This window comes from Priestia sp. YIM B13490, assembly GCF_042787735.1.
Classification (GTDB): domain Bacteria; phylum Bacillota; class Bacilli; order Bacillales; family Bacillaceae_H; genus Priestia; species Priestia megaterium.
In genome coordinates this window covers 313,192-339,482 of record NZ_JBHZOT010000006.1, presented here as the reverse complement: position 1 = coordinate 339,482, position 26,291 = coordinate 313,192, and the positions used below count along the sequence as shown (strand labels likewise).

Below are 26,291 nucleotides of genomic sequence, written 5' to 3'. Positions count from 1 at the left end.
GCAGCCGGTTTTGATCGGCTGCTTTTTTTCATTATCGGGCCTCTATTTACAAGATAACCGAGGCAATCCACCCAAAAATAATAAGTGGAATGTTATAGTGAAGAAAAGTTGGTACACACGTATCCCAAATATGATCATGCTGACGATCGACTGCTAATCCAGATGTGGGTCCAAGCGTACTGTCTGAAGCTGGTGAACCAGCGTCTCCAAGCGCTCCTGCTGTACCAACAATACAAATCGTTGCCATTGGACTCATACCAAGTTCTAAGCAAAGAGGAACGAAAATAGTCGCGATAATTGGAATAGTAGAGAAAGAAGAACCAATGCCCATTGTCACTAAAAGCCCGATGACAAGCATAAGAAATGCCCCCAGCATTTGATTCCCTCCAATAAGAGCAACAGAATCTTTTACAAGCGCTTCTACGTCTCCAGTTTCTTGAAGAACTTTTGCAAAACCAGAGGCTGACAGCATAACGAATCCAATGAAAGCCATCATTCTCATTCCGTTTGTTAATACTGGATCTGCTTCACTCCACTTCAAAGCTCCGCTGAAGTAAAGTACAACAATTCCTGCCAGCGCGCCAAAAATCATAGAATCTACTAAGAGCTGCACAGTTAAAGCTGCTACAATCGCAACCAAAGCTATAATAATGCCTCTTGTTGTATAACCTGTACTCTCTTCTGCACCTTGATCAATATCAAAGTCTTCATACCGACGTGGTTTGCGGTATGAAATAAAAACAGCAAACAATAAGCCCGCTATCATTCCTAAAGCTGGCAGAGCCATCGCTGCGGTAATATCTCCTTTATCAATCGTTAGTCCACTTTCTTTAATGTTAGTAAATAAAATGTCGTGATAAATCTTACCGAATCCTGCCGGCAAATACATATAAGGTGTAACCAGTCCAAACGTAATAACGGTTGCGACTAATCGGCGATCGATTTTTAACTGATTAAATACTTTTAATAGAGGTGGAATTAAAAGCGGAATAAATGCAATGTGAACCGGAATAACGTTTTGAGAAAAACATGAAATAATAAGGATGATCAATAAGATCAGTACTTTTGACAGTGACTTCTTTTTCGTTTCTCCTTCTTTCCCTACTATTTTTAACGCTAGTTGAACAACGGCATCAGGCAGCCCTGTCCGCGAAACAGCCATTGCAAATCCTCCAAGCAAAGCATAGCTTAATGCAACAGAAGCACTATTTCCAAGACCATCTGTGTATATACTTACTGTATCTGTGAGGCTGATACCGCCAACAAGTCCTCCAATTAGCGCTCCTACTGCTAAAGAAAAGACAACGTTGATGCGCATTAAGCTCAAAATCAGCATCACGAGCACAGCTATTAATACTGCATTCATTTTGAAACCTCCATTTTTCTTTTTACTTTATCTCATTAAAACATTAGAGAGATAAACAACATATTCATTATATTAGGTATAGAAAAAAAGTCAATCATCTTACTAAATAAACGTTTGTTTAACTTCTCTACACCCTTAACGATATAAGGATTTTTCTAAATAATCTTTTCTTACTAAAAAGAAAAAACATTATGTAAACATATTAAAAAAGAAGCATCATCGATGCTTCTTTTTACGTTTTTTTCTATCACTGCTATACTTTTTTCATTAATTGGCTTCAAATAAACAAACCATTGCAGCTAGTGTTCGCACCATCACGCCTGTTGCACCTGAAGGTCCTAACTCATGAGAAGCAGCGGATGTTGCAGTTCCAGCAATATCCAAGTGAACCCATGGTGTTTGCTCTGCAAACTCACCAATAAAAGTTCCTGCCATAATTGCGTGCCCCTCTCGTCCAGGAGAGTTATTTAAATCTGCTACCTTACTTCCCCGAACACGCTTTTTGTCTCGTTCCGTAATAGGCAGCTCCCAAATCGGTTCGCCTGTCTCAATGCTCGCTTTTTCTATTTGCTGCAATAAAGCAGAATCATTCGTCATTGCCCCCGTTGTATGTGTACCAAGAGCTACAATTACACCACCCGTTAATGTCGCCACGTCTACTAAATAATTTGCTCCGTGGTGTTTGGCATAGGAGATACCATCAGCTAACGCTAAACGCCCTTCAGCGTCTGTATTCAGTACTTCTATTGTCTTTCCATTCATTGCTGTAATTACGTCATCTGGCTTAAAAGCACGCGCGCTAATAACGTTGTCAGTTGATGGAATGACAGCTACTACGTTTTGATGAGGTTTTAATTCTCCAATCGCTTCCATTGCACCAAGAACAGATGCAGCTCCGCCCATATCTGTTTTCATACCTACAATCCCGTCTTTAGATTTAATAGAGTAACCACCTGTGTCAAAGGTAATCCCTTTTCCTACTAACCCAATAACGTCTTCCCATTTTTCTTTTCCTTGATATTTCAGGACAATCATTTTAGGAGGCTCTGCGGAACCTTGATTAACTGCTAACAGTGCGCCCATTCCCAATGTTTCCATCTCTTCTTTTTCTAAAATTTCATATTCAAAACCATATGTATGTGCCATTTCTACTGCATAATTAGCTAAATCTGTAGCCGTTAGCATGTTGCTTGGTAAGTTAACAAGGGTGCGCGCTGAGTTTGTTGCTTTTCCATACGTATATCCAACCAAAGCAGATTGTACCACGTCTTTATAAAAAGAAAACAGTTCAATTTTCTCAAGCTGCTTGTCAGGTTCGTTTGATTTCTTTTTGTAGTTTTCAAACTCGTACATAGCAAGCTGTTGAGCTTCTCCTAATAAAGCTGCAGTTTCTTGTTCTGACCACGCTCCCGTATCAAATGTAGAAAGGGCAACCGATGCGTTTGAAATCTTCGCTTCTTTTAACTTTTTAAATAACAGCCCAAAGCTCTCTTTGAGCCCATTTTTAGTTAGCGCTTGCTTTCGTCCGAGTCCCACAAAATAAAGACGTTTTGCTCCTAATTTTCCTAGTGTATGAATCGTTGATATACGTTTTTCTTGTACACGTATATCCCCTTCTTTAATCAAATGAATGAGCTGTCCACCTAAAGCTTCATCAATTTCTTTTAGAAGGCCTTCAAATTGTTGATTTTGATTAAATAACCCGATTACGAGCGCTTCTGTTTGATGATCAGCACCAAATGTTTCTACATGCGAAAACATAAAATTCCTCCCTTTTACGTATAGAGATTTTATTTTTATTTATCATCTGCTTTGTTTAATCTATTCAGCAAGTGGAATATATATCATATTCACCACTGTTTTCATCTATATACATATGATAGCAGAAATACAATTTTTAATCACAGTTCAAAAACCTTAGTTTCACACATATACTTTCATCTACCGCTTTTTTCATCATACGGGTTTAGCTTTTCAGACATTTTAAGTTGAGGGAGGACGTCTCAATGGATTTATTCTCAAATTTTCCACTTTGGAGTTCATTAATCGCTATTTTCTTTGCTCAATTTATTAAGATTCCCCTTTCTTTTGTAGCTACTAAGAAAATAGACGGCAGCTTATTTTTTAGTACGGGAGGCATGCCAAGCTCCCACTCCGCAGCAGTAACTTCCTTAGCAACTGCCATTGGGCTAGCAGAAGGTCTTAAATCCCCTATTTTTGCTCTCTCCGCTATTTTTGCCATTATTGTCATGTTCGATGCTAAAGGAGTAAGAAGACATGCAGGAGAGCAAGCAACGGTTTTAAATCGTTTGGTTGAAGACTTTCAGCGCGCAGTAAAAGAGGCAAAGCTGTGGACGACCAATGAAGAAGACGAAAAACAAGTGAAGCTAAAAGAGCTACTTGGACATAAGCCTATTGAAGTTTTCTTTGGGGCCTTAACCGGGATAGCAGTTGCTTTTGTAACGTATTATGTATGGCCATAAAACATAAGAAAACACATGAAGAGTTCTTCATGTGTTTCTCGTTTATTTTACCTGCTGGCGAAAAACTTGCATCGACTTTTTTTCATTCAGCATTGTTAACTCTTCTTCAGTTAAGCGGCCGTCCCCTGATTTTACTACATAGACGTTTAATTCTTTTTTACCCCATATGTTGTACACATCGGAAACAGTCTCAAAATATAAATCAAGATGATTGCCTTTAATAGCCCCACCTTTATCTGCTACCACTCCATAGCCATAGCCCGGAATAAACAAGATCGTGCCGATTGGAAATATGGTTAAATCAGCAGCGATGGTTGAATACAAGTCACGTTTTACTTTAACGCCCGAATATGTAATACCATACCCTGGATGATTGGGATTTTTCCCAGTTGATTCGTAACCAGCTGTGTAACCCGTAGCCAATACATTCTTAGTTGGATAACGCGACCAATCAAATGCTTCTTCAATCGTCAGACGCTCTTTGTCATTGCTAGCCGCTTCAGCTCTTAGTGGTTTTAGAAATGATGGCAAGAGCCTTTCATTCATTAGAGGATGCCCTGTACTGTTTATAAAAGGCATATATTTGATGACTGTAGTTATTGGGACGCCGGTAATTGCTTCATATGTTGTAAACAGCGCTCCGACCAGTAGTAGGCACATAATGAATCGCTTTGCTATTTTTCCAATCATTGTGATTTCCACAACTCCTCTCACGAATCTATTTGTTTCCAACATAAAAACAAATTATTCGTTTGCGAGAAGAATTTACATTTAAAACATTTGGTACCCTCTTGTTCGTAAAGATTTAATAGTAATGCCTGAAGCTAGTGCACCTATAAAACCAGCCATTAAAATCACAATGTCAGCTGTGGCTAAAGACAGCACTTTTGTCCCTAGCTGCTGAAAGGAGTGAGTGGGATGTTGAATGTAATCCACCGCTCTTACATCATCAATAATAAAAATAAAAATCACGGGATAAATAATGGCCATAATCCAAGACATGCGAAGCAGCATATTCAATAAGAAACCGATTCCAAAAAACAAAACAAAAAACAACAAGATGGAGATAATTAGTACAGGCACACTCATTTCCATTGCTTTTCGCCTCCGTTACTCTTTATACTCTCAGTTTACTTAAGAGTAATGAAGGCGTCAATCACAGAAAAGTAAGTTAATACCAAAAAAAGCAAAAGGTTTAAAGACCTTTTGCTTTTTGTTTTAAAAGAAATTAAATTTTCCTTTTTTCAATACAAGACCTGCTCCGCCTTGAAGGAAAAGCGAGCGATTATCAACAACTTTTTTCATAAAAGATGCGCTTGAACCAAATAGTTTTCGACCATATACAACGCCAATTGCGTCATCATGCCCTAACGAACATACCGTTCCTTTAATATCTGGTTTGAACTCGCTTAATTCCTTTTGACCTTTCATCAAACGGCTAATATTTTCAGCGCAGGTACCGCCTTGCTGCATAGCAATTTGAGCTGTTGGCGGATAAGGACGTTCTGTTTCAGGGTTAATCATTAGTGAACAATCTCCAATAACAAACACATCTTCATGCCCTGGTGCCAGCAAGCTATTGCTTACTTTTACACGTCCGCGCATGTTCTCAAATCCAGCTTTTTCAATCACATGACTGCCTCGAACACCCGCAGCCCATACAACTGTTGCTGATTTGATTTCTTCTACTTGGTCATCTTTTGATACAATAATTCCTTCTTCTGTACACTCTTTAATCGCTGTTCCGATCTTGAACTCGATTCCTTTTCGTTCTAGTTGTGTTACCGCATATTCTACAAGTTCTGGATCAAAACCTGGCAAAGCCGTAGGGGCTGCTTCTACACAAATAACGCGTACTTTTTCACGCGGAATATCAAACTCTTTGCAAAGCTGAGGGACTCGATTTGCTAATTCTCCCACAAATTCAATGCCAGTAAAGCCAGCACCCCCAACAATAATGGTCAGAAGTTCGTCTCTTTTTTCCACTTCATTGTTGTACGTCGCAAACACATAATCAATATGCTCACGAATTTGACGTGCTGCATTAATGCTCGTAATGGTAAATGCATGTTCTTTTAAACCTTTAATTCCGAAAGTTTCTGCTTCATACCCTAAAGCAACAACTAAATAATCGTACGTTAGCTCACTGTTTTCAAGAAGAACACGCTTTTCATCTAACTTAATATCTACGACCGTGTCTTTGATAAATGTAACCTTATTTGTGTTAATTAAATTTTTAACAGGAACACGAGAGCGATCTTGATGAATTGTACCTGCTGATACTTCATGAAGCCATGTCGTTTCGTAATGGTAATCGTTTTTATTTACCAAAACAATTTCCGCATCACTAGCACCCAGTTTCTTTTGTAAATTAACAATTGTCATAATGCCGCCATACCCGGCACCCAAAATGACGATTTTAGGCTTTTTCATAGGAATGTCATCCACCTTTTTTAGTTATAGTCACAAGTATGTCTTACAAATATAATGATAAGAGCAATTTTATTTGGTTTGCTTTTTTATGTTAGTTTGAGCAAGAACGATCATCGCTATCCATTTATTATTCATATAAGAAAAATAATGTGAATCACTTCACGTTCTTTTTTAAAAAAATACATTTTTCTTTTTCAAAAAAAATGTAAGCATAAGCCCTAGCTTGATTTACACAAACATCTTATGCTTTTTTAATCGGTTTTTCAACCCTTCACTTTGTATTTACAAGCTTTTAAATTTTCAATTACTTTCCTGTATACCCAGTTTTATATTTGACCAAAACGTGTGGTTATGTTAATGATTACAAATACTGATCTTTAAGTTGAGAAAGTTTCTCAAACATTCCAGCGTGTTTTAATGATATTTTATAATTTACTATGCTATCATAAAGTAGAATATGCATTGGCACAGAACAATCTAGAGGTGATTATAAATGAAAGAAGATAAACAAGTATATGATATTACCATCATCGGAGGCGGCCCTACAGGCTTATTTACAGCATTTTATGGCGGTATGCGTCAAGCGAGCGTAAAAATTATTGAAAGCTTACCACAGCTTGGTGGACAGCTTTCTGCTTTATATCCTGAAAAATATATTTATGACGTAGCTGGTTTTCCAAAAGTACGCGCTCAAGAATTAGTCAATAACCTAAAAGAGCAAATGGATCAATTTAAACCTGCAGTTGCGCTAGAGCAAGCCGTAGAAAAGGTAGAAAAACAAGCGGACGGCGTATTTCGATTAACTACTAATTCTGAAGTCCACTATTCAAAAACAATTATTATTACGGCTGGAAACGGTGCATTTAAGCCCCGTAAAATCGAGCTAGAAAACGCAGAACAGTTCGAGCAAACGAATCTTCATTATTTTGTGGATGATATGAATAAATTCAAAGGCCGCAAAGTATTAGTGTGCGGGGGCGGGGATTCTGCTGTAGACTGGTCTCTTATGTTAGAGCCGATCGCAGAAAAAGTAACGTTAACGCATCGCCGAGACAAGTTCCGCGCTCATGAACACAGCGTAGAAAACTTGCATAATTCATCAGTTGATATTAAAACACCGTATGTACCGGTTGAATTTATTGGAGATGACCGTATTACACAAGTTGTGTTAGAAAATACAAAAGGCGAAGAAAAGACAGTAGTAGACGTAGATGATGTTATTGTAAACTTTGGATTTGTTTCTTCTCTAGGTCCAATTAAAGAATGGGACTTAGATTTAGAGAAAAATGCAATTGTTGTTAACTCAAAGCAAGAAACAAATATTCCTGGCATCTATGCAGCAGGTGATGTCTGCACATATGATGGAAAAGTAAAACTCATCGTGGCAGGATTTGGCGAAGGTCCGACTGCCGTGAATAACGCTAAAGCATACATTGATCCAAAGGCTCGCTTACAGCCTATGCACAGTACGTCAATGTTCTCATAAAAAAAGCAGGCTCTCGCCTGCTTTTTTTCATTGCTGGATTGGTGTAACCATTCGATGAATGATTTCACTCATCATTTCTGCATCACTGCTTACTAAACAGATTTCATAAAAAGAATGGTTTCCTTCTTGACTAGTTACGCTCATTCTGTAGGCCTTCAAACCTTCGAGCTTACTTAAATATTTTACTACCTCTGATTGACCGACAATACGTTCAATAAGTAAAATATGCTCTCCTTCAACTGCTCCGTAGCTTTCAGCCAGAGATGCGTTAGCATTTTCATAATAGCGAATGTAAGGTTCAGAATGGTTAAGAGGCGCAGAGGACGAGTTTTGATGACAGGCTTCACCTGAGGAAAAAGGCAAATGTTGAACAAATAAATGCGATTCACTGAAGTGAATACTTTTTGCATCCTTAGACTCCATTTTCCTACTTTCAAGTTTTAACCAGTTTATAAACCCCTTCCATAGAATAGGCAGGGTGTTTTTTTTGCGAAAACTTCCGTACCCTCCTACTTGTTCCGCTTCGTAACGAGTCGCATCTATCAAATCCCTTCATCTCCTCTTTTTTATTGAGTATAAAAAAGACTGATTATTCAGTCAACAAGTTTGACAGATGATGTAACATACAAAAATTTCTCACTAAAAAAGCTTTCTTCACCAGATGAGGTGAAGAAAGCTTTTTTATAAAAATATACTTAGCACTCTTCAGGAGCACCTGCGTTGCTTGCTGTACGGAAAGAAGAGCCGCAGCCGCATGCTGCAATGGCGTTCGGGTTATCAATTGTAAACCCTCCGCCTAGCATAGATTGCTTGTAATCAATTTTTACATCTTTTAAAATTGGAGCACTTTCGCTATCTACAAGAATCTTAATGCCATGTTGTTCAAACAACATATCGTTTTCATTTACTTCGTGAGCAAAACCCATGCCGTAAGAAAGACCTGAACAGCCTCCTCCATTTACATTAACACGTAAATAAGCATTTTCTTCTTCATGTTCTTTCATCATATCTTTTATTTGAAAGCTTGCAGCTTCTGTAATTGTTAGGATATCTTGACTCATTTTTAAACAGACCTCCTTTTTTGTTTAGTATACGACGAAATGTCTGCGACGACAAATCGTCTGCTTCTTCGTTTCTAATAATAATACGCGCCGTCACAAATCACATTGGCTGGACCTGTCATTAATACATTGCCTTTATTTTGCCAAACAATCGTTAAATCTCCTCCAGCGAGGTGTACGACAGTAGGAACATCTTTTTTCGTCTTCTCATTTAATACAGACGAAACAACAGCAGCACATGCTCCTGTTCCACATGCTTGAGTGATACCCGAACCTCTTTCCCATACACGAAAATTCAGCTCTCTTTCGTTCACTACCTCAACAAATTCAACGTTCACTCCTTCTGGAAAACGCGAATCTTTTTCAACCACAGGCCCTAATGTAGTAAGAGGCGCTTGTTCAATATTATTTACGTAAAAGACAACGTGAGGATTTCCCATTGATACAGCCGTCCCTTTTAACCGTTCTTTTCCAAATTCCATCTCTTCATTAACGACTTGGTCTTGGCTTGCTCCCGTCATTGGAATTTGTTCTCTAGCTAAAATAGGCGCTCCCATATCGATTGTCACTTCTGGAACTTCATTTCCCTGCGGATGCACCGTTGCTTCTACAACTCCAGAAAGCGTTTCGATAAAAAATCTTTCGCTTGTTACTAAATTATGTTCATATGCATATTTAGCTACACATCTTAAACCGTTTCCGCAGTTTTTTGCTTCCGAGCCGTCATTATTAAATACGCGCATTTTCACATCTGCACGTTCAGATGGACAAATAAGAATCATTCCATCCGATCCAATTCCCGTATAAACATTTGAGACTTTTACAGCAAGCGGTGCTAACTCTTGCTCTTCTATATGTTCTTCAAACATATTTACGTAGATATAGTTGTTGCCAAGTGCATGCATTTTTGTAAACTGAAATTCTTTCATATTATCACCCATTATTTTTTTATGTAGCTCTAGTATAAAGTGATTCTCTTTTGTACACAATAATATCATCCCCCGTTTTTTTAGCTCCTTAATCATAAAGATTAAGGGGTTTTTTATTTTGTCCTCATTTGGAGTATTAAAAAACACAAGAAGCATTATGATTGCAAAGAGAATGATTAAAGCGCAGATATTTGCGCAAAAACGCATAAAAAAGCACGGCAAGACAGCCGTGCTTACATCATCTATTCTATTAGCCTCATGTCCCTCTCCTGATAAAAAGAGATACGACAGCGGGGATAGTTTAAAACATTGGATTTTCTTCTAAATGAATGTAAATATTATCCACTAACTGTTCAGGTGTTTCCGCTGTAACAATCTCTCCATTTACCAAGGCAAATAAAGATTGTGAACATTTCCCGCAATAACCTAAACATCCGTATTCAATGATATCTAGATTTGGATCTTTTTCAAGCTTTGCTAAAGCTGCTTGAGAACCACTGGCTAAATTACTAACGCAAAATTCAATAATTGGCTGTATCACGTTTTTCACCTCTCTACTATTAGTTTATCCTATCTTCTTTCATTTTCAACGTCAACTTTGGAAATTCACGTTCATTTTGCGCACGCTTTTTAGCTTCACAGACTTTTTCAAAAAAACGTATAAATAAAGCTTTATTATAGGGATAGCTTGAAATTATGTTGAAACATATTGTGGTTTTTTATTAATTTAGTTATACTTTTATGTATAGAAAACCAAACGAGGTTATATTAAATTATTATTTAAGTAAAATATGTTATCTTATATAGCCTTTCATATCTTTTTGGCAACCATCCTTATTAACGGTAATTTGTACTCTCCTATTCTTAAAAGCAAGAATAATAGAGAGAAAACAAAAATGCATGAAGCTAAAGGGGAAATTCACATGAAGAACCTTGTCATACTGGGCGGCGGATACGGTGGTATGCGCGTTTTGCAGCGCCTTTTTCCGAATCAATTGCCTAACGATGTAGAAGTAACACTTATTGACAAAGCACCTTATCACTCACTAAAAACTGAATTCTATGCACTTGCAGCTGGAACAATTTCTGATCAGCATGTTCGTGTTGCTTTTCCTGAACACCCTCGCTTAAAGATTCACTACGGCTGTGTAAAACGCATAGACCTAAAAGAGAAATGTGTCTATGTGGATGATCAAATGATCGCTTATGATGACCTGATTGTAGGACTCGGATGCGAAGATAAATATCATGGAGTTCCCGGAGCTCTTGAGCATACATACAGCATTCAATCCATTGATGCTTCACGAGCAACTTATCAGACATTAAACAACTTGCCAGCCCACGCTACTGTTTCAATTGTAGGAGCTGGATTAAGCGGAGTAGAACTAGCAAGCGAGCTAAGAGAAAGCCGCCCGGATTTAAAAATCATCTTATTTGACCGCGGTAAATTAATTTTGTCTGCTTTCCCAGAACGTTTAAGTAATTACGTTCAAACTTGGTTTACTTCAAACGGTGTTGAAATCGTAAATAGTGCTAATATTACAAAAGTAGAACCGAACATTCTTTATAATCATGATGAGCCCATTCAAAGCGATGCAATCGTGTGGACAGCAGGTATCCAGCCAAATAAAGTGGTACGCGATTTAGACGTAGAAAAAGACCCTCAAGGACGCGTCGTCTTAACGAAATACCATAACTTGCCTGACGACGAAAATGTCTACATTTTAGGTGATTGTGCAAGCCTACCGCATGCACCAAGCGCTCAGCTGGCAGAAGGTCAAGCTGAACAAATCGTGCAAGTACTTCTTCACCGCTGGAAAGGCGAAGCGCTTCCGGATGAATTGCCAACTATTAAATTAAAAGGCATACTTGGTTCATTAGGCAAAAAGCATGGATTTGGCTTAGTTGCCGAACGTCCAATTACAGGACGCGTAGCTCGATTATTAAAATCAGGTATTCTTTGGATGTATAAACACCATAGTGGATAAAATAAAAGCCGTTAGATGACTGACAATCTAACGGCTTTTTTCATTATGATGCGCAGAAACCATACTTCTCCATTTCCTCAAATACGCGCTTTAATTTCGGGTTGCCTTCCCCAACAATTTCTCCGTTAATGACCACTACAGGATAGAATAAATCTTCTTCAATCACACGCTTGGAAAAAGCTGTTTTTTCCGGATCCGTATGCGGCTCGTTTATATCTACATACGTGATAGCAAACGGCTGATTCGGATATTTACGAGAAATAGCTGCCTCTAGCCAATCATAGGTGTCTTTTGAAGAAGGCAGGTTAACGCAGCTTGCACAAACAATTTCAGCTCCATAAATACACACTTCTACCTCAGTTGATTGCATAGCACATCCCCCTTAAATCTTTACATTCAAACTGTACGATTATTCACACTTTTACTTCATTATGAATACTATTTTACACAAAACTGATTCATTGCACATCTTTTTCTTTTAAGGTAACATTACGATGTATACTCCAATAGATTTTTCATGAAAGACCGTTTATAATAAGAGTAGAAGAAAGGAGTCGATAGTTATGTCAGAAATGCACGAGCAAGTTCAAGAAGTATTAGAAAAACTTCGTCCGTTTTTACTTCGCGACGGTGGAGACTGTGAGCTAGTAGACGTAGAGGATGGTATTGTAAAGTTACGTCTTTTAGGCGCTTGCGGAAGCTGCCCAAGTTCAACAATCACGCTAAAAGCTGGTATCGAACGTGCCCTTTTAGAAGAAGTACCTGGTGTAGTTGAAGTAGAACAAGTATTCTAATCTCTTTGATTTTATTATAAAAGCAACCTCCCATTTTATTGGGGCTTGCGAATGAAAAATCCTCATTCAAATGAATGAGGATTTTTTTATTAACTCGTTGTGACTTCAGCTTCTACAAATACACCTTTGCGGTCAATTTGTAAAACATCTATTTCGCAGCTCGGCATTAAAGCATACATATGTTCGGCAATCGCTTTGCCTTTTCCTTTTGGTGCTAAACATAATACACTCGGACCGGCTCCACTTAGTGACACACCGTATGCGCCGAGAGCTTTTGCTTCTTTTCGCACAAGAGAAAGCTCTGGCACGAGTCTCATACGATAAGGTTCGTGATATAAATCTTTCTCCATAAATTCGCCTACCAGAGGTAAATCTTTATTTAAAAGGGCTGCTACTAGCATGTTCCCGATTGCCCCAGCTTCTACTGCGTGGCGATAATTAATATCCAAAGGCAGCACATCACGAGCATCGGTTGTTTTTAATTCATATTCTGGAATGGCCATCACGATATCGACATCAAATTCAGGTATTTGAGCAATATATGTTTCATTTTCATGATGGTAACCAACAACGATGCCCCCGTAAATAGACGGGCTGACGTTATCAGGATGTCCTTCCATTAAGCTGCTGATGCGAAGCTTTTCTCTTTTTGATAAACGCAAGTCACACAGTACATTAGCCAGCTCGATTCCAGCTACGATAGCCGATGCGCTGCTTCCAAGTCCCCTTGCTAATGGAATGTTGCTCCAAACATTGACCTTCGCACTTGGAAGGTCAATGTTAAATTGACGAGCCACGTCTTGTGCCACTTCATACATTAAGTTATCTGTACCTGTAGGAATACTTTGCACTTCTTTCGTTTCAGGGATAAAAATCCATTCCTCATGACACTCTACTGTTAATCTTAAGTAGCGAGATAAAGCCACTCCAATGGAATCAAATCCTGGCCCTAAATTAGCAGAGCTAGCTGGGACCGTAATGACAAAACGCTCATTTTCTAGCATGAAGCAACGACACCTTGGATATACTCAAATACCTTTTCTTCATCATTTGGTAAAACCACTGGCTTTACGTTATGAGCATCGATTGCTACGTTTGGATCTTTTAATCCGTTACCTGTTAGTACAGCTACAACCGTTGAACCTTTTGCAATTTTACCAGAAGCTACATCTTTAAACACCCCAGCTATTGAAGCGCAAGAACCTGGCTCTGCAAATACACCTTCTTTGCGTGCAATTGTACGATATGCTTCTAAGATTTGTTCATCTGTTACTTCATCAATTTTCCCGTTTGATTCTTTTGCTGCGTTTACAGCATAATCCCAGCTTGCTGGATTTCCGATTCGAATAGCCGTTGCAATTGTTTCTGGATTTTCGATAACTTGATTACGCACGATCGCCGCTGCACCTTCTGCTTCAAACCCGTGCATGTGAGGAAGAGACGTTTGGTGACGCTCACTGTATTCTTTGAAGCCTTTCCAGTAAGCTGTAATATTTCCTGCATTCCCCACTGGGATAGCTAAAACGTCAGGCGCTTTTCCAAGCTGTTCACAAATCTCGAAAGAAGCTGTTTTTTGCCCTTCAATACGGTATGGGTTTACAGAGTTTACAAGTGCAACCGGTGATGTTTCACTCAGCTTACGAACCATAGAAAGTGCTTGGTCAAAGTTTCCTTCAATTGCTACAATTTCTGCACCATACATAACAGCTTGAGCTAATTTCCCCATCGCAATTTTTCCATTTGGAATAACAACGATACAGCGCATGCCAGCGCGTGATGCATAAGCTGCTGCAGCTGCGGATGTGTTACCTGTAGATGCACAAATAACCGTATTGCTTCCTTCTTCTTTGGCTTTTGCTACAGCCATTACCATTCCGCGGTCTTTAAATGACCCCGTTGGATTTAACCCTTCTACTTTCACATGTAAATCAATGCCTAGCTCTTTTGATAAATGAGCAAGATGAATTAAAGGTGTATTTCCTTCATGTAGTGTAAGCATAGGTGTTTTCTCTGTTACAGGTAAAAACTCTTTATATTCAGCTAATAGACCTTTCCACATCATACTGTGCCAACTCCCTCTACGCGGTAACTGCTTTTTACATTTTCTACAATTGGTAAATCCCGAAGCTGCTGAAGGATTTCCTCATAATCTTTTTGAGATGTTTTGTGTGTAACAACAACAATCTCAGCTAATTCGCTTCCTTTCACAGGAAGTTGAATAATTTTTTCGAAGCTCACGCCACGCTCTGAAAATAGCGTTGTTAATTTTGCAAATGCTCCAACTTGATCTTTAACATGAATACGTAAGAAATGCTTCGAGAACATTTCATCTTCTGCTTTTAACTGTTTTGGATACTGAGGCGTTACCGCACTTTTACCATTCACACCTAAACGCATGTTTTTCATAACACCTACTAAATCTGATACGACAGCAGTGGCAGTTGGCAGGCTTCCTGCCCCCGGTCCATAAAACATCGTTTCTCCAACAGCTTCTCCGTATACATATACAGCATTGTACTCATCGCTTACTGAAGCAAGAGGATGTGTGTCTGCTAAAAGAGTTGGCTGAACACTCACTTCTACATTGTCGCCGTCACGATGTGCATATCCAATCAGTTTCATCGTATAGCCTAATTGTTTACTATATTGCAAGTCTTCTTCCGTTACTTCTGTAATACCTTGAACACGAACATCGTCTAAGTCAATTTTCATTGAAAATCCTAGTGTAGCCAAGATTGCCATTTTGCGAGCAGCATCTAAACCACCTACGTCAGAAGTTGGATCCGCTTCAGCATATCCTAAATCCTGCGCTTCTTTTAACACTTCATCATAAGCGCTTCCTTCTTTTGTCATTTTCGTTAAAATGAAGTTTGTTGTACCATTTACAATTCCCATCATTTTGGTAATACGATCAGATGCTAATCCATCTGCTAATCCACGAAGAATTGGAATACCGCCTGCTACACTTGCTTCATAAAATAAATCACAGTTATTTTCAGAAGCTACTGTTAACAATTCTGAGCCGTAAACTGCCATCAAATCTTTGTTTGCCGTTACAACATGCTTTTTATTACGAAGGGCTGTTAAGATATAGTCTCTTGTTTCTTCAACGCCACCCATTACTTCAATGACAACGTCAATCTCCGCGTTATGTAAAACGTCTTCAACATTCGTTGTTAATTTCTCTTCGCTGATTTCTACGTCACGTTTCTTATCAATATCTTTAACTACTACTTTTTTAACTTCTACAGGACACCCGACTTGATGACTTAATTTATCCTGATGATTTTCAATAATTTTGACTACTCCGCTTCCTACCGTTCCTAACCCTAATAATCCTACTGAAATACTTTTTGTCATATTCCTCACCTCTGTGTTCTTTCTGCGTATACATTTGTTCTCTTATAGAGGACATTATAGACCTTATTTTTCTTTTTTACAAGGTTTACTTGCCATCTTTTCTCGTAAATTCGTTAAAAAAATTGGTATATAAAGATAAATGTAAATTTTTAAAATATTTCATTTTATTATCATAACATGGCTCCCACTGTTTTTTAACAAAAAAAAGACAATTTCACGGAAATGAAATTGCCTTTTTCTGTTATGATTTTTTCGCAAACGCTTCTTTATTTACAATTGTAATAGGAGACTCGTTTGTAAGTACTGCTTTAATGTTTTTAACACATAAAGAAATCATTTCCGTGCGCGTTTCGATACTCGCACTGCCGATATGAGGAAGAGCTACAACATTAGGCAACTGAAGAAGAGGGTGAGAAGCAGAAATAGGCTCTTGATCGAATACATCCAAGCCAGCTCCAGCAATTTCACCGGATTGAACCGCATGTAACAATGCTTGCTCATCAACCACTGCTCCTCTTGAAGCATTAATAAAAATCGCAGTTGTTTTCATTTGTTCAAATGCTGAAACATTAAATAAATGTTTGGTTTCGTCCGTTAACGGTGTCAAACAAACAACAAAATCAGATCGTTCAAGCAGCTCATTTAACTCACAGTAAACTGCATTGAGCTTTTTTTCTGCTTGAAGGTTGCGGCTTCGATTGTGGTACAAGATTTCCATATCAAAACCTGTAGCACGTTTCGCAAGCGTCTCTCCAATTTTCCCCATTCCAACAATACCTAATGTTTTATGATGAATATCTCTACCCGCTAACAAAAATGGACTCCAGCTTTTCCACTGATTTTCTTTCACATATCCAGCAGCTTCTACTAAACGTCTAGCTACACTCATTAATAAACCAAACGTTAAATCTGCTGTTGTATCAGATAAAACATCGGGGGTATTAGAAACGATAATTCCTCGTTCAGTTGCCGCTTCTACATCAATATTATCGAATCCGACCGCCAAGTTAGCTACAAGCTTTAAATGAGGAGCTTGCGTAAGCAATTCACTGTCAATACGATCTGAAAGCATTGTTAATAGAGCATGTGCGCGCTTAGCTTTTTCACAAAGCAGCTCATGAGGGACTGCCTCATCTTCTTTATTCCACATTTCCACATTCGCTACTGCCTTTAAAGGTTCGATTAATTCATTCGGTATTTTTCTCGTAATAAATACAAACGGCTTGTCCATATGTACGCCACCTCTTTATCCTTTTTAAACTGCATGCACAAAAACAAAATAGAAAAACAGGTTTGGATTATCCAACACCTATTTTTCTATTTTATCATATTCTATAGTAATCGCTTTTTAATGAATCCATGTTAATTCAGGAATGTGATAACGAGACGTTGAAATACCCACCGACTGGTAAAAGCGCTTCAGAAAAGCTTCGTAGTGAGAAGAATGAGCTAATACTCCTTCCAGCTTCTCATAATACTTTTGTTTTTGCCTCTCATCTTGTACACTGTAATACCCTTCAATGACCTCAAAATAATGAACCGGAAAAAGAAGTCTAGCATATAACAGTCTCCATGAAAAAGAAGAAAGCGGATTTACCTTTTCATATTCACTTAAAAACTGATGCATGTGCCTTTCATCGACAGCGTATGTTAATAAATATTGTTCCCTTATATATTCAGCTATATCTCTGCTCGGATGATCGAAGACCCAATCTGCTGGGAGCTTGTAAACGTAGTCTTCCCCCCATGTTTTTTGCCCGAACCGATGATGACAAATCGTCGCAGCGTCAACTGAACGAGGCAAATCGTCAATTTCCGTGTCTACTAGGTATTGAATAGCATTTTCCGTTAATCCTAGGTAATAAGGAAAAGTTTCTAAAAAACGTTTTTCCATCTCTTGATTAGGCAAAGCACGTAATCTTCCATACCAAAATTGCTCCATCTGGTCGAGACGCTTCTCCCACATGGACTTCCATTGCCCTAGCCGGTTTGCTTTTTCCACTTCATAAGGAAACAGTCTCCCTTTTTGATGAAAAACAGCTAGCTCGTGCCCAGGTGAAAAGTTGGGGTTTTTCTCTTCCGCAAGACAGCGGCAAATGATAAATTTTTCAGTTTCAGTTTCTGTAATCATTTCACCATTCAAATTAGGCATAAATGTTGCCACATGGCGATCACCTTGGCCCATCAGAAATTGACTCATTTGATATAGTTCATTTAACTCGTCTTGTTCCATTTGTTTTACATTAATGATTGTATATAAAATATCTCGATACTGAAAACCTTCAAATTTACCTACGGGCATAAATTCATTTGGACGTAATCCGTAATGCTCATAAATGGTTTGTATCATTTTAATCCCTCTCTTCATTCATTCAAGAAATTATATGATGGAAAACAACATTACTTGTCATAATATTTACGGAGGAATGAATAGATTAGAAATACACCATTTATAGTTATTTACTCCGGGTTAGTAGTATGAAACAACTTTAGACTTAAAAATATATAGAAAACAGGTGATGATACTTGGAGAAAAAACATACACAAAGTGAGTTAGAAAAAAAAGCAAGAGAATGGTTAATAGAACGCGGCGTGGCTCTTACAGACATTGCTGAACTGGTCTATTACTTGCAAAAAAAGTATCACCCAAATTTAACAATCGAAGACTGTTTATATAACGTTGAGCGCGTCATTTCTAAACGGGAAGTTCAAAATGCTATTTTAACGGGTATTCAACTAGACGTCCTCACAGAAAAAAAAGTGATTGAGCCGCCTCTGTTGGATATTCTTGAGAAAGACGAAGGTTTATACGGTATCGACGAGATTTTAGCATTATCGATTGTAAATGTGTACGGATCAATCGGCTTTACCAATTACGGGTATATTGATAAACAAAAGCCGGGTATTCTAGAACGATTAAACGATAAATCGACTGGAGAGTGCCACACTTTCTTAGATGATTTAGTAGGCGCAATTGCCGCCGCTGCTTCTAGCCGGTTAGCGCATCGGGCTGCCAGTCAAGAATAGGTTAAAAAACAAAAAAAGCTGTCAATTGACAGCTTTTTAAATTCGCTCCATCCACTCTTTTAGTGAATCTACCGTATATGTTGGCTTTTTCTCATATCCTTCTAGTAACTCTCTTGTTGTTACACCTGTATGGACTAATAATGTATCTAAGCCTGCATTCATCCCTGCTAAAATATCTGTATCATAGTAATCACCAATCATGATTGTTTCTTCTTTTGGCGTACCGATGACTTCAAGGGCTTGCTCCATAATAATACTTTCTGGTTTGCCAATAAATACTGGATTTGTTTGAGTAGAAACCGTAATAACAGACGTGATAGATCCATTACCGGGCAGTAAGCCTCTTTCAGTAGGAATCGCAATATCTCCGTTCGTTGAAACAAAAAAGGCGCCGTTTCGAACGTTTAAACATGCTTTTGCTAATTTTTCATATGTAATTTCTTGATCTAAACCAACAACTACAAAATCCGTATCTTCCTCTTCAATGGTAAATCCTTTTTCAAGCAGCGCATGTCGGATTCCTTCTCCACCAATTACATAAGCTGAAGCGTTTGCTTTGCGTTCGTGTAAATAATTAGCTGTTGCCTGGCTCGTTGTAAAAACTTGCTCTTCTGTTGCAGGAATGCCAAATGCCTCTAGCTTTTCAGCTACTTTATCAGGCGTTTTTGTTGAGTTGTTTGTTACAAATAAATAAGGAATTCCTTTTTCCTTTAATTTAATAACAAAATCACGCGCCTCGGCAATTAGCTCTGTTCCTTTGTACATTGTTCCGTCTAAATCAATCAAATATCCTTTATATTCCTTCATGTTGTGTGATCTCCTTTCAAGTCTCATACTTGAAATCATAGCTTATTTTTTATACAACTACAACTTGCTTGCCTTTAGTTACGAAAAGCAGACACAGGCCCTAACTCTGTCTCTAGATATGTCCTTACGCGCTCTGAAAATGCTGCCAGTACGTCTTTATGCTGCATCACTTTTTGATAAATATCCTGATGATTAACATCCACATATTCTTGAACAACGCTTTTACGCAATTGAACGATCTCTTTTAATGGCGTTTCTTCCTCTTTTTTAACCACTTTCTCGTCAACTAAAATGTCAATGATATCGTCGTAACTGCCTGGATCTCTCATAATAAACCCATCAATCATTGCATTTCCTACATCTAAAACGTTTTCAATTAAAAGGTGTACAATTCTCTCTAATGCTTTTTTCTCTATTTCTGTGTTCCAGCTCGAATGCTCAGCAAACAAGCGAACATGTTCATCAAAAAAAACAAGCGTGGCTTCTATTTTTTCACGATCTACAAAGTACATATTATTTCCTCCCTAGTTGTCAGCTCTCTATAAATCTTTTTTCATAAACAAACGGGGTTCCTGTTCTATTTTATCATGACCCATTATCCATTTGATAAATTCATTTTTGTTTTTGACCTTATTTGATATGATACACATACAACCTATGAAAGGAGTATACCTATGAGCGAACGCTTTTATCTATATGACGATGTTGTATCTACAAAGACCCGGTTTGTCAGCTTTATGGGCGAAAATCAACGATTTGATTTAGCTATTATCCAAACCGACCGTTATTATGGCAAACAAGTTGTTCTTGATATTCAAGGAGGACGCTTTGCCATCATTGGACAAGATGACCTTGAAGAACCAAACTATCTTGAAGAAGTATTTAAATTAAACAGTGAAGACGGTCAGGAACTTCGCGAATTTTTATATGAAATCATCTAAAAAAAAAGGCAGCGTGAAGGACAATTAGTGTCTTCGGCTTGCCTTTTTTTACTTATGGACTTTTTTTAAGACAAAATACGCACAGCCAAAATTACAATATTCATGTAAATAGTCTTGAAGCGTACTAATCTTCGTATCATACGTTGCCTTTTGATTTCGGTCATCAAAAAAGCCTCGCAGTCGAAGCTGATTGTATCCCCAATCTCCCACAATATAGTCATAGCGGCTCAGCACATCAATAAAGCGACCTCTAAATGCCTCTTCATTAAATGCCTCACGCTCATCTTTTAATACTTCATAACAAATATTATTGATACAGACCATTGCTCACACCTCTTCTCTTAAAATTTACCATACCATAATTATGATGATGAAACCATCAATTAACATGAAATTTTTCACGTATAAGCAGCACTCTAATCCTGTAGGAGTTTTATCGGTATACCTACTGATCTTTTATGCTCCACATGAAGGTTCGCCGGTTTACCTGGCGTACGATATTTAACTACAGGAGGTGGAAATGGTGAAGAAATCTATTCTTGGAATCGCTTTGATAACAAGTATTTTAACCATTGGCTGTCAAAATAAAAACACAGCTGAAAATGAAAATTTATCACCAAACAACCCAGATGCCATTAATGTAAACGAGCCTAATCATTATTATAATCCAAATAATAATAGCGGCACAAATTATGGATATGTCCGATACACTAAAAACACAAATGAGCAAAATTCCAATATGAACCAAGTAGGAACATTTAATCGAGAAGAAGCAGCCGACAATATTAGTAAACTGAGCACCGCTATACCAAATATTAAGCAAGCCGCTACGCTAGTAACCGATAAAGATGTGCTTGTTGCTTATAAAACAGATGCTAAAAATAGGAATAACGCAGCCGATCAGGTAAAACGTACAGCTATGTCTGTAGTCCCTCGTTATTATCATGTATACGTCTCAGATAATCCGAAACATATGGACCAAATCGAAAATATCAGTGAAATGAATACACAAACAAATGATGCTAGAAAACGAATCGATGCCGTTATTCAACAAATGCTAAAATCTCCCCAAGGGCGTAACATGAACAGCGGAGAAGATGCAAATGGAAGAGAGAAAAACGAATTGAATGAACCGATGACGGACAAAGATATGGTGGAATAAACAAAAAAGTTGAGGCGTAACTAAAAGAATGTAATCGAAAGACGAAGAAATGAGACACATGAGCTGAACCGCTTGTGACACCGCAGTTGATTTCCGTGCAAGGCTTCGCTTTCCGCGGGCGGCCGCTGAGCCTCCTCGTCGCTTGCGCTCCTGTGGGGTCTCACCTGTTCCGCTGTTCCCGCAGGAGTCTTCGCCTTGCCCTCTAATCAACTGCTAGAAGGAACAAAACAGATAAATTTTACGTTAACCGTAACAAAAAAACGAACCACTAATCAAACAGTTTGATTAGTGGTTCATTTTTCACTTCGGCTAAACTACTTTTGTTCCAGCCTCTTTTTACCTTATTTGCTTTCTTGTGCTTTGTTTTTTGCAGCAGCGTTAACTTGCTCATCTGCATGGTAAGAAGAACGTACAAGAGGACCTGCTTCAACATGGCTGAATCCTTTTGATAATGCAATTTCTTTTAGCTCTTCAAATTCATTTGGATGGTAATATTTTTGAACTTTTATGTGCTTTTTAGTTGGCTGTAGATATTGGCCTAGCGTCATAATATCTACATTATTCGCACGCAAATCATCCATCGTTTCAATAATTTCTTCTTTTGTTTCTCCTAGACCAAGCATGATACTTGATTTCGTAGGGATATCCGGCTGCATTTCTTTTGCACGGCGAAGGAACTCAAGAGAACGCTCATATTTAGCACGAGCACGAACACGAGGCGTAAGGCTGCGCACTGTTTCAATATTATGATTTAAAATATCAGGACGCGCGTCCATTACAATACGTAAATTCTCTTCCACACCGCCCATATCAGAAGGCAATACTTCAATTGTTGTGAATGGATTTTTACGACGAATCGCACGAATTGTTTCAGCTAATACGCTTGCTCCTCCGTCTTTTAAATCATCGCGAGCTACTACTGTAATAACCGCATGTTTTAAGTTCATTAGCTGAACAGAATCCGCTACGCGTTCTGGCTCTTCTAAATCTAATTCTGTTGGTAAACCTGTCTTAACCGCGCAAAAACGACAGGCACGTGTACATACTTCTCCCAAAATCATAAAAGTTGCCGTACGACGAACAGCCCAACACTCATGAATATTCGGACATCTTGCTTCTTCACAAACTGTATGAAGGTTTTTCTCACGCATCATTTTCTTTAAGCCTGTGTAATTTTCGTTTGTGTTTAGCTTAATCTTCAGCCACTCGGGTTTGCGGACATGCTCTTCTTTTGTTGCCATATTATCAACTCCACCAATCTAGAAAATGTCTATAACCTATATGCTTAATTTTAACTACATATTAAAAACATAACTATATGTCACTTTATCATAAAAAAGTGAGATTCGACAAGTTGTCTGCTCTTTATTTTCCTCAGTTTTCTTCTATTTCCCATTCAAATGCGTGCGTTTTCATCCTCCGTATAATTTCCATTTATCTTCTGAATAAAATTCTTTAAAAAAGTTTTGAAGCGATTTCCATTAATTAATATTTATGAAATCTTTTTTCTCGCTGCAAACTAGTATTACACACTATCTTTAGAAAGGGGGAAACACGATGCGCAAAACGATTATCTTACTTTTTATGTTCATGTCTATATTCACAGGATGGCACCATGTAATAGCTGAATCATCAGCAGATCAAGAAAAAATGCTTATTCAAAAGAGATTAGAGCTGTATAAACAAATGGAAGCCGCTACTACAATTCCTTGGTACTACTTTGCTGGGATTGACCAGTATGAACGAAATATTCGACGCTCTCATAAAGATATTCCAAGAGAAAAAGGCGCGATCGCCATTTATTATCCTCCAGAAAAATGGTCAGGTTCTTTAAATCCAAATTTGGAAGATACAAACCCACTTACTATTTCTCTGCTCGGGGGAATGGGCAAAGATGGGAACGGAGACAAAAAAGCAGACCAATTTAATGATGAAGATATGCTTTTTACAATGGCAGATTATATTCGGACGTTCGGGGTGTCCGAAGACTATATTAAAATTGCGCTTTGGAACTATTATCACCGGGCTAAAGCAGTTGATATTATTTTAGGGAATGCCAAAATTTTTCGCCATTACGGTCGGATTGATTTAAAAGGTTCTTCATTTCCGGTGCCTCTCCGTGCGAACTACAGTTATCGAAGTACATGGGGAGATGCGCGCGGCTGGGGTGGCAAACGAATTCATGAAGGAACAGACATTTTTGCAGATTACGGAGTTCCAGTAAAATCCCCTTGCTATGGCATTATTGAGCTTAAAGGATGGAATAAATATGGAGGCTGGCGAATCGGTATTCGTGACCTTCATAATAACTATCACTATTTAGCTCATTTAAGCGGATTTGCAAAAAATTTAAAAGTAGGACAAATTGTAGAACCAGGAACGCTCATTGGCGGAGTAGGAAGTTCCGGTTATGGACCTCCTGGGACTTCTGGGAAATTCCCTCCTCACTTGCATTATGGAATGTATAAAGATAACGGCAAAAATGAGTGGTCGTTTGACCCATATCCTCAGTTAAGAACGTGGGAAAGAAATGATCGTTTAGAACTAAAGAAAAAATAAAAAAACAGGAAGCCGACGCTTCCTGTTTTTTTATCCTGACGCTTTGCTTTCTTTTGCTTTTTTCACAGCATGAGCAATACTCGCGGCCAAGCCGCCCCATATGATGACCATTCCTACAACCATCATTGTAATTGAACTTCCATCCATTATTTAGAAACCCCCTTCTCTTTAACTGATAAACGGATCGTCCCATCTTTCCATCGTGCAAAAGAGAAAACAATTCCTAAAATAACAGCCAGAGCTGCCACGCCCCAACCAAAAGGACCTACAAAAGTCGTTGCATACTGCTCGTAATTTTCCGAAATATTTTTCCGGAAGTTATCAAACATCATATACCCAAGTACAAGTGGTGTAACGACTCCTAAACATATCTTCCACCATGATCCGATTCGGATATCAGAGACTTCATTTGCATGCTGCTGAAGGCTGCTCAACTTTTTAAATACCCAAGCAACTAATACAACTTCTACTAAGCCTGCTAAAGCAACTCCGAAGTTATTAATGAAATAGTCGACCACATCTAAGAAATAAAGTCCGCCTTGTGTTGCAAATAACAGCGAGCAAATTGAAGCGATTCCTCCGCCTATTAATACAGCTTTTGTACGTGAGATAGTAAATTTATCTTGAATGCCTGCTACAAAGGTTTCAATAATTGAAATAAGCGACGTTAATCCTGCTAATGTTAAGGAAGCAAAAAATAACATTCCAAACAGCTGTTTAAAGGCCGGAAATTCATTAATAATTTGCGGGAAAACAACAAAGGCTAGTCCTACCCCTCCCTGAACCACCTTATCGATTGGGATACCTTGCTGAGTAGCCATAAAACCAAGTGCGCTAAACACACCGATTCCTGCTAGTAATTCAAAAGCGGAATTACCGAATCCAGTAATAAACGCATTATTAGTTAAATCAGATTTTTTTGGAAGGTAACTGGAATAAGTGATCATAATAGCAAAACCAACAGATAAACTAAAGAAAATCTGACCATATGCCGCAATCCAAACCTTTCCATCTCCAATTGCGCTCCAGTTTGGTTTAAAGAAAGCGTGCAGACCTTCCATTGCTCCGTCCAATGTTACTGCTCGAATAACGATGATTAAAAATAGAACAATTAGTGTTGGTAAAAAGATTTTGTTTGCCGCTTCAATTCCTTTTTTGATTCCTTTTAATAACACACCTAACGTGACAATCCATACAAGTACAAGCGGAATTAAAACATGTAATACGATGCTTCCTGTTTGTCCTGGTGCTTCAGCTAACTTTAAGTAATCTCCATATAGAAACGCTTCCGTATCCTTTCCCCAGCTTAACTTAAATGAAAAGATAAAATACGACATCGCCCACGCGATAATAACGGAATAGTAAACTGAAATAAAAAAGGAAATAGCTACTTGCCACCAGCCTAGCCACTCAGCCTTTGGACTTAGTCTCGCTAATGATAAAGGAGAAGAACCTTTATATTTATGACCTATAGCAAACTCCATGATTAAAATAGGAATTCCTGCCGTCAACAAAGCAAATAAATAGGGAAGAAAAAATGCTCCTCCTCCGTTTTCATATGCAGTAGCTGGAAACCTCCATATATTCCCTAGTCCAATTGCTGAACCTGCTGCTGCTAAAATAAACCCTGCTCTCGATCCCCACTGCGGCCTATTTTCCACTGTAATTCCCCCTCTTGTTCTCTCCCTACTCTCTTTTTATCGTAGATCACCGAGAATTTTTATAATTTTTAGATTATTCTTTCTATAACTTCCTATCTCAAATTATAGAAGGGAGAAGATAGTATGTCAAAATATTTTTTATAGAAAATTCAGACAAATTTTCTAATGAATAAAAGCAAGTATGAAAGTCTTTTTGAACTTCCGCACCTGCTTTTTTAATAATACTTTATCACG

General features: G+C 38.2%; 29 protein-coding genes. 8 read left to right on the top strand and 21 right to left on the bottom strand.

Annotated elements, in window-relative coordinates; genetic code table 11:
- Nucleotides 1-46 precede the first annotated feature (46 nt).
- Both ACFX4R_RS19840 and ACFX4R_RS19835 read right to left on the bottom strand, forming a co-directional pair.
- On the bottom strand, nucleotides 47-1,366 hold the full coding sequence (locus tag ACFX4R_RS19840; RefSeq protein ID WP_165575737.1) for a Na+/H+ antiporter family protein: 1,320 nt from the start codon (nucleotides 1,364-1,366) through the stop codon (nucleotides 47-49).
- 267 nt (nucleotides 1,367-1,633) lie between these two features.
- The gene (locus ACFX4R_RS19835) at nucleotides 1,634-3,127 is read right to left on the bottom strand and encodes a leucyl aminopeptidase (RefSeq protein ID WP_043977222.1); all 1,494 of its coding nucleotides are present in this window, start codon (nucleotides 3,125-3,127) and stop codon (nucleotides 1,634-1,636) included.
- A 245-nt stretch (nucleotides 3,128-3,372) separates the two neighbouring features.
- Between ACFX4R_RS19835 and ACFX4R_RS19830 the strand changes: the two genes are divergently transcribed.
- On the top strand, nucleotides 3,373-3,849 hold the full coding sequence (locus ACFX4R_RS19830) for a divergent PAP2 family protein (RefSeq protein WP_013059614.1): 477 nt from the start codon (nucleotides 3,373-3,375) through the stop codon (nucleotides 3,847-3,849).
- 42 nt (nucleotides 3,850-3,891) lie between these two features.
- Here the strand turns inward: ACFX4R_RS19830 and ACFX4R_RS19825 are convergent, their stop codons facing one another.
- The 3 genes from ACFX4R_RS19825 to ACFX4R_RS19815 form a co-directional block, all read right to left on the bottom strand.
- On the bottom strand, nucleotides 3,892-4,539 hold the full coding sequence (locus tag ACFX4R_RS19825; protein WP_013085320.1) for a 3D domain-containing protein: 648 nt from the start codon (nucleotides 4,537-4,539) through the stop codon (nucleotides 3,892-3,894).
- Nucleotides 4,540-4,620: 81 nt separating this feature from the next.
- Complete coding sequence (locus ACFX4R_RS19820) at nucleotides 4,621-4,944, bottom strand: YuiB family protein (protein WP_043977225.1); 324 nt, start codon at nucleotides 4,942-4,944, stop codon at nucleotides 4,621-4,623.
- 123 nt (nucleotides 4,945-5,067) lie between these two features.
- Complete coding sequence (locus tag ACFX4R_RS19815) at nucleotides 5,068-6,282, bottom strand: NAD(P)/FAD-dependent oxidoreductase (protein WP_025752690.1); 1,215 nt, start codon at nucleotides 6,280-6,282, stop codon at nucleotides 5,068-5,070.
- Between the two features lie 493 nt (nucleotides 6,283-6,775).
- On the opposite strand from ACFX4R_RS19815, the gene ACFX4R_RS19810 reads away from it, so the two are divergent.
- Nucleotides 6,776-7,768 carry an NAD(P)/FAD-dependent oxidoreductase gene (locus tag ACFX4R_RS19810; RefSeq protein ID WP_013059618.1) on the top strand — a complete coding sequence of 331 codons (993 nt, stop codon included), beginning with the start codon at nucleotides 6,776-6,778 and terminating at the stop codon, nucleotides 7,766-7,768.
- 27 nt (nucleotides 7,769-7,795) lie between these two features.
- Here ACFX4R_RS19810 and ACFX4R_RS19805 read toward each other — a convergent pair whose 3' ends face one another.
- From ACFX4R_RS19805 to ACFX4R_RS19790, 4 genes are all read right to left on the bottom strand, one after another.
- Nucleotides 7,796-8,314: a hypothetical protein gene (locus tag ACFX4R_RS19805; protein ID WP_043977229.1), complete on the bottom strand. Its 519-nt coding sequence runs from the start codon at nucleotides 8,312-8,314 to the stop codon at nucleotides 7,796-7,798.
- A 149-nt stretch (nucleotides 8,315-8,463) separates the two neighbouring features.
- Nucleotides 8,464-8,829: a HesB/IscA family protein gene (locus tag ACFX4R_RS19800; protein WP_043977231.1), complete on the bottom strand. Its 366-nt coding sequence runs from the start codon at nucleotides 8,827-8,829 to the stop codon at nucleotides 8,464-8,466.
- Nucleotides 8,830-8,903: 74 nt separating this feature from the next.
- Nucleotides 8,904-9,758: a diaminopimelate epimerase gene (gene dapF / locus ACFX4R_RS19795; protein ID WP_043977620.1), complete on the bottom strand. Its 855-nt coding sequence runs from the start codon at nucleotides 9,756-9,758 to the stop codon at nucleotides 8,904-8,906.
- A gap of 301 nt (nucleotides 9,759-10,059) precedes the next feature.
- Nucleotides 10,060-10,299 carry a YuzB family protein gene (locus ACFX4R_RS19790; RefSeq protein WP_025752683.1) on the bottom strand — a complete coding sequence of 80 codons (240 nt, stop codon included), beginning with the start codon at nucleotides 10,297-10,299 and terminating at the stop codon, nucleotides 10,060-10,062.
- Nucleotides 10,300-10,681: 382 nt separating this feature from the next.
- On the opposite strand from ACFX4R_RS19790, the gene ACFX4R_RS19785 reads away from it, so the two are divergent.
- Nucleotides 10,682-11,746, top strand: a complete 1,065-nt coding sequence (locus ACFX4R_RS19785; RefSeq protein ID WP_097824959.1) for an NAD(P)/FAD-dependent oxidoreductase — start codon at nucleotides 10,682-10,684, stop codon at nucleotides 11,744-11,746.
- A 43-nt stretch (nucleotides 11,747-11,789) separates the two neighbouring features.
- Here ACFX4R_RS19785 and ACFX4R_RS19780 read toward each other — a convergent pair whose 3' ends face one another.
- The gene (locus ACFX4R_RS19780) at nucleotides 11,790-12,116 is read right to left on the bottom strand and encodes a YuzD family protein (RefSeq protein ID WP_043977235.1); all 327 of its coding nucleotides are present in this window, start codon (nucleotides 12,114-12,116) and stop codon (nucleotides 11,790-11,792) included.
- A gap of 193 nt (nucleotides 12,117-12,309) precedes the next feature.
- Here ACFX4R_RS19780 and ACFX4R_RS19775 point away from each other — a divergent pair, with 193 nt between their 5' ends.
- Entirely contained in the window at nucleotides 12,310-12,540 is a 231-nt protein-coding gene (locus ACFX4R_RS19775) for a NifU family protein (RefSeq protein WP_013059625.1), read from the top strand.
- 89 nt (nucleotides 12,541-12,629) lie between these two features.
- On the opposite strand, the gene thrB is transcribed toward ACFX4R_RS19775, so the two are convergent.
- From thrB to yutH, 5 genes are all read right to left on the bottom strand, one after another.
- Nucleotides 12,630-13,544, bottom strand: coding sequence for a homoserine kinase (gene thrB, locus ACFX4R_RS19770; protein WP_043977237.1), 915 nt, complete (start codon nucleotides 13,542-13,544; stop codon nucleotides 12,630-12,632).
- A complete protein-coding gene (gene thrC / locus ACFX4R_RS19765) occupies nucleotides 13,538-14,599 on the bottom strand; it encodes a threonine synthase (RefSeq protein WP_025752680.1) in 1,062 nt (353 codons plus the stop codon). The genes thrB and thrC overlap by 7 nt, the downstream gene beginning before the upstream one ends.
- Nucleotides 14,599-15,900: a homoserine dehydrogenase gene (locus tag ACFX4R_RS19760; protein WP_043977239.1), complete on the bottom strand. Its 1,302-nt coding sequence runs from the start codon at nucleotides 15,898-15,900 to the stop codon at nucleotides 14,599-14,601. The genes thrC and ACFX4R_RS19760 overlap by 1 nt, the downstream gene beginning before the upstream one ends.
- 241 nt (nucleotides 15,901-16,141) lie before the next feature.
- On the bottom strand, nucleotides 16,142-17,131 hold the full coding sequence (locus tag ACFX4R_RS19755; RefSeq protein WP_043977241.1) for a 2-hydroxyacid dehydrogenase: 990 nt from the start codon (nucleotides 17,129-17,131) through the stop codon (nucleotides 16,142-16,144).
- A gap of 117 nt (nucleotides 17,132-17,248) precedes the next feature.
- On the bottom strand, nucleotides 17,249-18,250 hold the full coding sequence (gene yutH / locus ACFX4R_RS19750) for a spore coat putative kinase YutH (RefSeq protein WP_013059630.1): 1,002 nt from the start codon (nucleotides 18,248-18,250) through the stop codon (nucleotides 17,249-17,251).
- 176 nt (nucleotides 18,251-18,426) lie between these two features.
- On the opposite strand from yutH, the gene ACFX4R_RS19745 reads away from it, so the two are divergent.
- Nucleotides 18,427-18,927, top strand: a complete 501-nt coding sequence (locus ACFX4R_RS19745; RefSeq protein WP_013059631.1) for a phosphatidylglycerophosphatase A family protein — start codon at nucleotides 18,427-18,429, stop codon at nucleotides 18,925-18,927.
- A 36-nt stretch (nucleotides 18,928-18,963) separates the two neighbouring features.
- On the opposite strand, the gene ACFX4R_RS19740 is transcribed toward ACFX4R_RS19745, so the two are convergent.
- Nucleotides 18,964-19,734, bottom strand: a complete 771-nt coding sequence (locus ACFX4R_RS19740) for a TIGR01457 family HAD-type hydrolase (protein ID WP_013059632.1) — start codon at nucleotides 19,732-19,734, stop codon at nucleotides 18,964-18,966.
- A gap of 74 nt (nucleotides 19,735-19,808) precedes the next feature.
- Nucleotides 19,809-20,246, bottom strand: a complete 438-nt coding sequence (locus tag ACFX4R_RS19735; protein WP_043977243.1) for a DUF86 domain-containing protein — start codon at nucleotides 20,244-20,246, stop codon at nucleotides 19,809-19,811.
- Nucleotides 20,247-20,408: 162 nt separating this feature from the next.
- Between ACFX4R_RS19735 and ACFX4R_RS19730 the strand changes: the two genes are divergently transcribed.
- A complete protein-coding gene (locus ACFX4R_RS19730; protein WP_013059634.1) occupies nucleotides 20,409-20,675 on the top strand; it encodes a DUF3055 domain-containing protein in 267 nt (88 codons plus the stop codon).
- 48 nt (nucleotides 20,676-20,723) lie between these two features.
- On the opposite strand, the gene ACFX4R_RS19725 is transcribed toward ACFX4R_RS19730, so the two are convergent.
- Complete coding sequence (locus tag ACFX4R_RS19725) at nucleotides 20,724-20,999, bottom strand: YutD family protein (RefSeq protein ID WP_013059635.1); 276 nt, start codon at nucleotides 20,997-20,999, stop codon at nucleotides 20,724-20,726.
- A gap of 196 nt (nucleotides 21,000-21,195) precedes the next feature.
- Here ACFX4R_RS19725 and ACFX4R_RS19720 point away from each other — a divergent pair, with 196 nt between their 5' ends.
- Nucleotides 21,196-21,837 carry a YhcN/YlaJ family sporulation lipoprotein gene (locus ACFX4R_RS19720; RefSeq protein ID WP_377570115.1) on the top strand — a complete coding sequence of 214 codons (642 nt, stop codon included), beginning with the start codon at nucleotides 21,196-21,198 and terminating at the stop codon, nucleotides 21,835-21,837.
- A 341-nt stretch (nucleotides 21,838-22,178) separates the two neighbouring features.
- On the opposite strand, the gene lipA is transcribed toward ACFX4R_RS19720, so the two are convergent.
- Entirely contained in the window at nucleotides 22,179-23,078 is a 900-nt protein-coding gene (gene lipA, locus ACFX4R_RS19715) for a lipoyl synthase (protein WP_013059637.1), read from the bottom strand.
- A gap of 316 nt (nucleotides 23,079-23,394) precedes the next feature.
- Here lipA and ACFX4R_RS19710 point away from each other — a divergent pair, with 316 nt between their 5' ends.
- Nucleotides 23,395-24,396 (top strand): M23 family metallopeptidase, encoded by a 1,002-nt coding sequence (locus ACFX4R_RS19710; RefSeq protein ID WP_043977245.1) that lies wholly within the window; start codon nucleotides 23,395-23,397, stop codon nucleotides 24,394-24,396.
- A gap of 30 nt (nucleotides 24,397-24,426) precedes the next feature.
- Here ACFX4R_RS19710 and ACFX4R_RS19705 read toward each other — a convergent pair whose 3' ends face one another.
- Both ACFX4R_RS19705 and ACFX4R_RS19700 read right to left on the bottom strand, forming a co-directional pair.
- On the bottom strand, nucleotides 24,427-24,543 hold the full coding sequence (locus ACFX4R_RS19705; RefSeq protein WP_016765823.1) for a methionine/alanine import family NSS transporter small subunit: 117 nt from the start codon (nucleotides 24,541-24,543) through the stop codon (nucleotides 24,427-24,429).
- Nucleotides 24,543-26,057: a sodium-dependent transporter gene (locus ACFX4R_RS19700; protein ID WP_043977246.1), complete on the bottom strand. Its 1,515-nt coding sequence runs from the start codon at nucleotides 26,055-26,057 to the stop codon at nucleotides 24,543-24,545. Before ACFX4R_RS19700 ends, ACFX4R_RS19705 begins: the two co-directional genes overlap by 1 nt.
- Nucleotides 26,058-26,291 lie beyond the last annotated feature (234 nt).

Excerpts from the sequence above, each read along its gene's own strand:
- ACFX4R_RS19840 (WP_165575737.1), bottom strand. The coding sequence starts at position 1,366 with ATGAATGCAGTATTAATAGCTGTGCTCGTGATGCTGATTTTGAGCTTA.
- ACFX4R_RS19835 (WP_043977222.1), bottom strand. The coding sequence starts at position 3,127 with ATGTTTTCGCATGTAGAAACATTTGGTGCTGATCATCAAACAGAAGCG.
- ACFX4R_RS19830 (WP_013059614.1), top strand. The coding sequence starts at position 3,373 with ATGGATTTATTCTCAAATTTTCCACTTTGGAGTTCATTAATCGCTATT.
- ACFX4R_RS19825 (WP_013085320.1), bottom strand. The coding sequence starts at position 4,539 with ATGATTGGAAAAATAGCAAAGCGATTCATTATGTGCCTACTACTGGTC.
- ACFX4R_RS19820 (WP_043977225.1), bottom strand. The coding sequence starts at position 4,944 with ATGGAAATGAGTGTGCCTGTACTAATTATCTCCATCTTGTTGTTTTTT.
- ACFX4R_RS19815 (WP_025752690.1), bottom strand. The coding sequence starts at position 6,282 with ATGAAAAAGCCTAAAATCGTCATTTTGGGTGCCGGGTATGGCGGCATT.
- ACFX4R_RS19810 (WP_013059618.1), top strand. The coding sequence starts at position 6,776 with ATGAAAGAAGATAAACAAGTATATGATATTACCATCATCGGAGGCGGC.
- ACFX4R_RS19800 (WP_043977231.1), bottom strand. The coding sequence starts at position 8,829 with ATGAGTCAAGATATCCTAACAATTACAGAAGCTGCAAGCTTTCAAATA.
- dapF (WP_043977620.1), bottom strand. The coding sequence starts at position 9,758 with ATGAAAGAATTTCAGTTTACAAAAATGCATGCACTTGGCAACAACTAT.
- ACFX4R_RS19785 (WP_097824959.1), top strand. The coding sequence starts at position 10,682 with ATGAAGAACCTTGTCATACTGGGCGGCGGATACGGTGGTATGCGCGTT.
- ACFX4R_RS19780 (WP_043977235.1), bottom strand. The coding sequence starts at position 12,116 with ATGCAATCAACTGAGGTAGAAGTGTGTATTTATGGAGCTGAAATTGTT.
- ACFX4R_RS19775 (WP_013059625.1), top strand. The coding sequence starts at position 12,310 with ATGTCAGAAATGCACGAGCAAGTTCAAGAAGTATTAGAAAAACTTCGT.
- thrB (WP_043977237.1), bottom strand. The coding sequence starts at position 13,544 with ATGCTAGAAAATGAGCGTTTTGTCATTACGGTCCCAGCTAGCTCTGCT.
- thrC (WP_025752680.1), bottom strand. The coding sequence starts at position 14,599 with ATGTGGAAAGGTCTATTAGCTGAATATAAAGAGTTTTTACCTGTAACA.
- ACFX4R_RS19760 (WP_043977239.1), bottom strand. The coding sequence starts at position 15,900 with ATGACAAAAAGTATTTCAGTAGGATTATTAGGGTTAGGAACGGTAGGA.
- ACFX4R_RS19755 (WP_043977241.1), bottom strand. The coding sequence starts at position 17,131 with ATGGACAAGCCGTTTGTATTTATTACGAGAAAAATACCGAATGAATTA.
- yutH (WP_013059630.1), bottom strand. The coding sequence starts at position 18,250 with ATGATACAAACCATTTATGAGCATTACGGATTACGTCCAAATGAATTT.
- ACFX4R_RS19740 (WP_013059632.1), bottom strand. The coding sequence starts at position 19,734 with ATGAAGGAATATAAAGGATATTTGATTGATTTAGACGGAACAATGTAC.
- ACFX4R_RS19735 (WP_043977243.1), bottom strand. The coding sequence starts at position 20,246 with ATGTACTTTGTAGATCGTGAAAAAATAGAAGCCACGCTTGTTTTTTTT.
- ACFX4R_RS19730 (WP_013059634.1), top strand. The coding sequence starts at position 20,409 with ATGAGCGAACGCTTTTATCTATATGACGATGTTGTATCTACAAAGACC.
- ACFX4R_RS19725 (WP_013059635.1), bottom strand. The coding sequence starts at position 20,999 with ATGGTCTGTATCAATAATATTTGTTATGAAGTATTAAAAGATGAGCGT.
- ACFX4R_RS19720 (WP_377570115.1), top strand. The coding sequence starts at position 21,196 with ATGGTGAAGAAATCTATTCTTGGAATCGCTTTGATAACAAGTATTTTA.
- lipA (WP_013059637.1), bottom strand. The coding sequence starts at position 23,078 with ATGGCAACAAAAGAAGAGCATGTCCGCAAACCCGAGTGGCTGAAGATT.
- ACFX4R_RS19710 (WP_043977245.1), top strand. The coding sequence starts at position 23,395 with ATGCGCAAAACGATTATCTTACTTTTTATGTTCATGTCTATATTCACA.
- ACFX4R_RS19705 (WP_016765823.1), bottom strand. The coding sequence starts at position 24,543 with ATGGATGGAAGTTCAATTACAATGATGGTTGTAGGAATGGTCATCATA.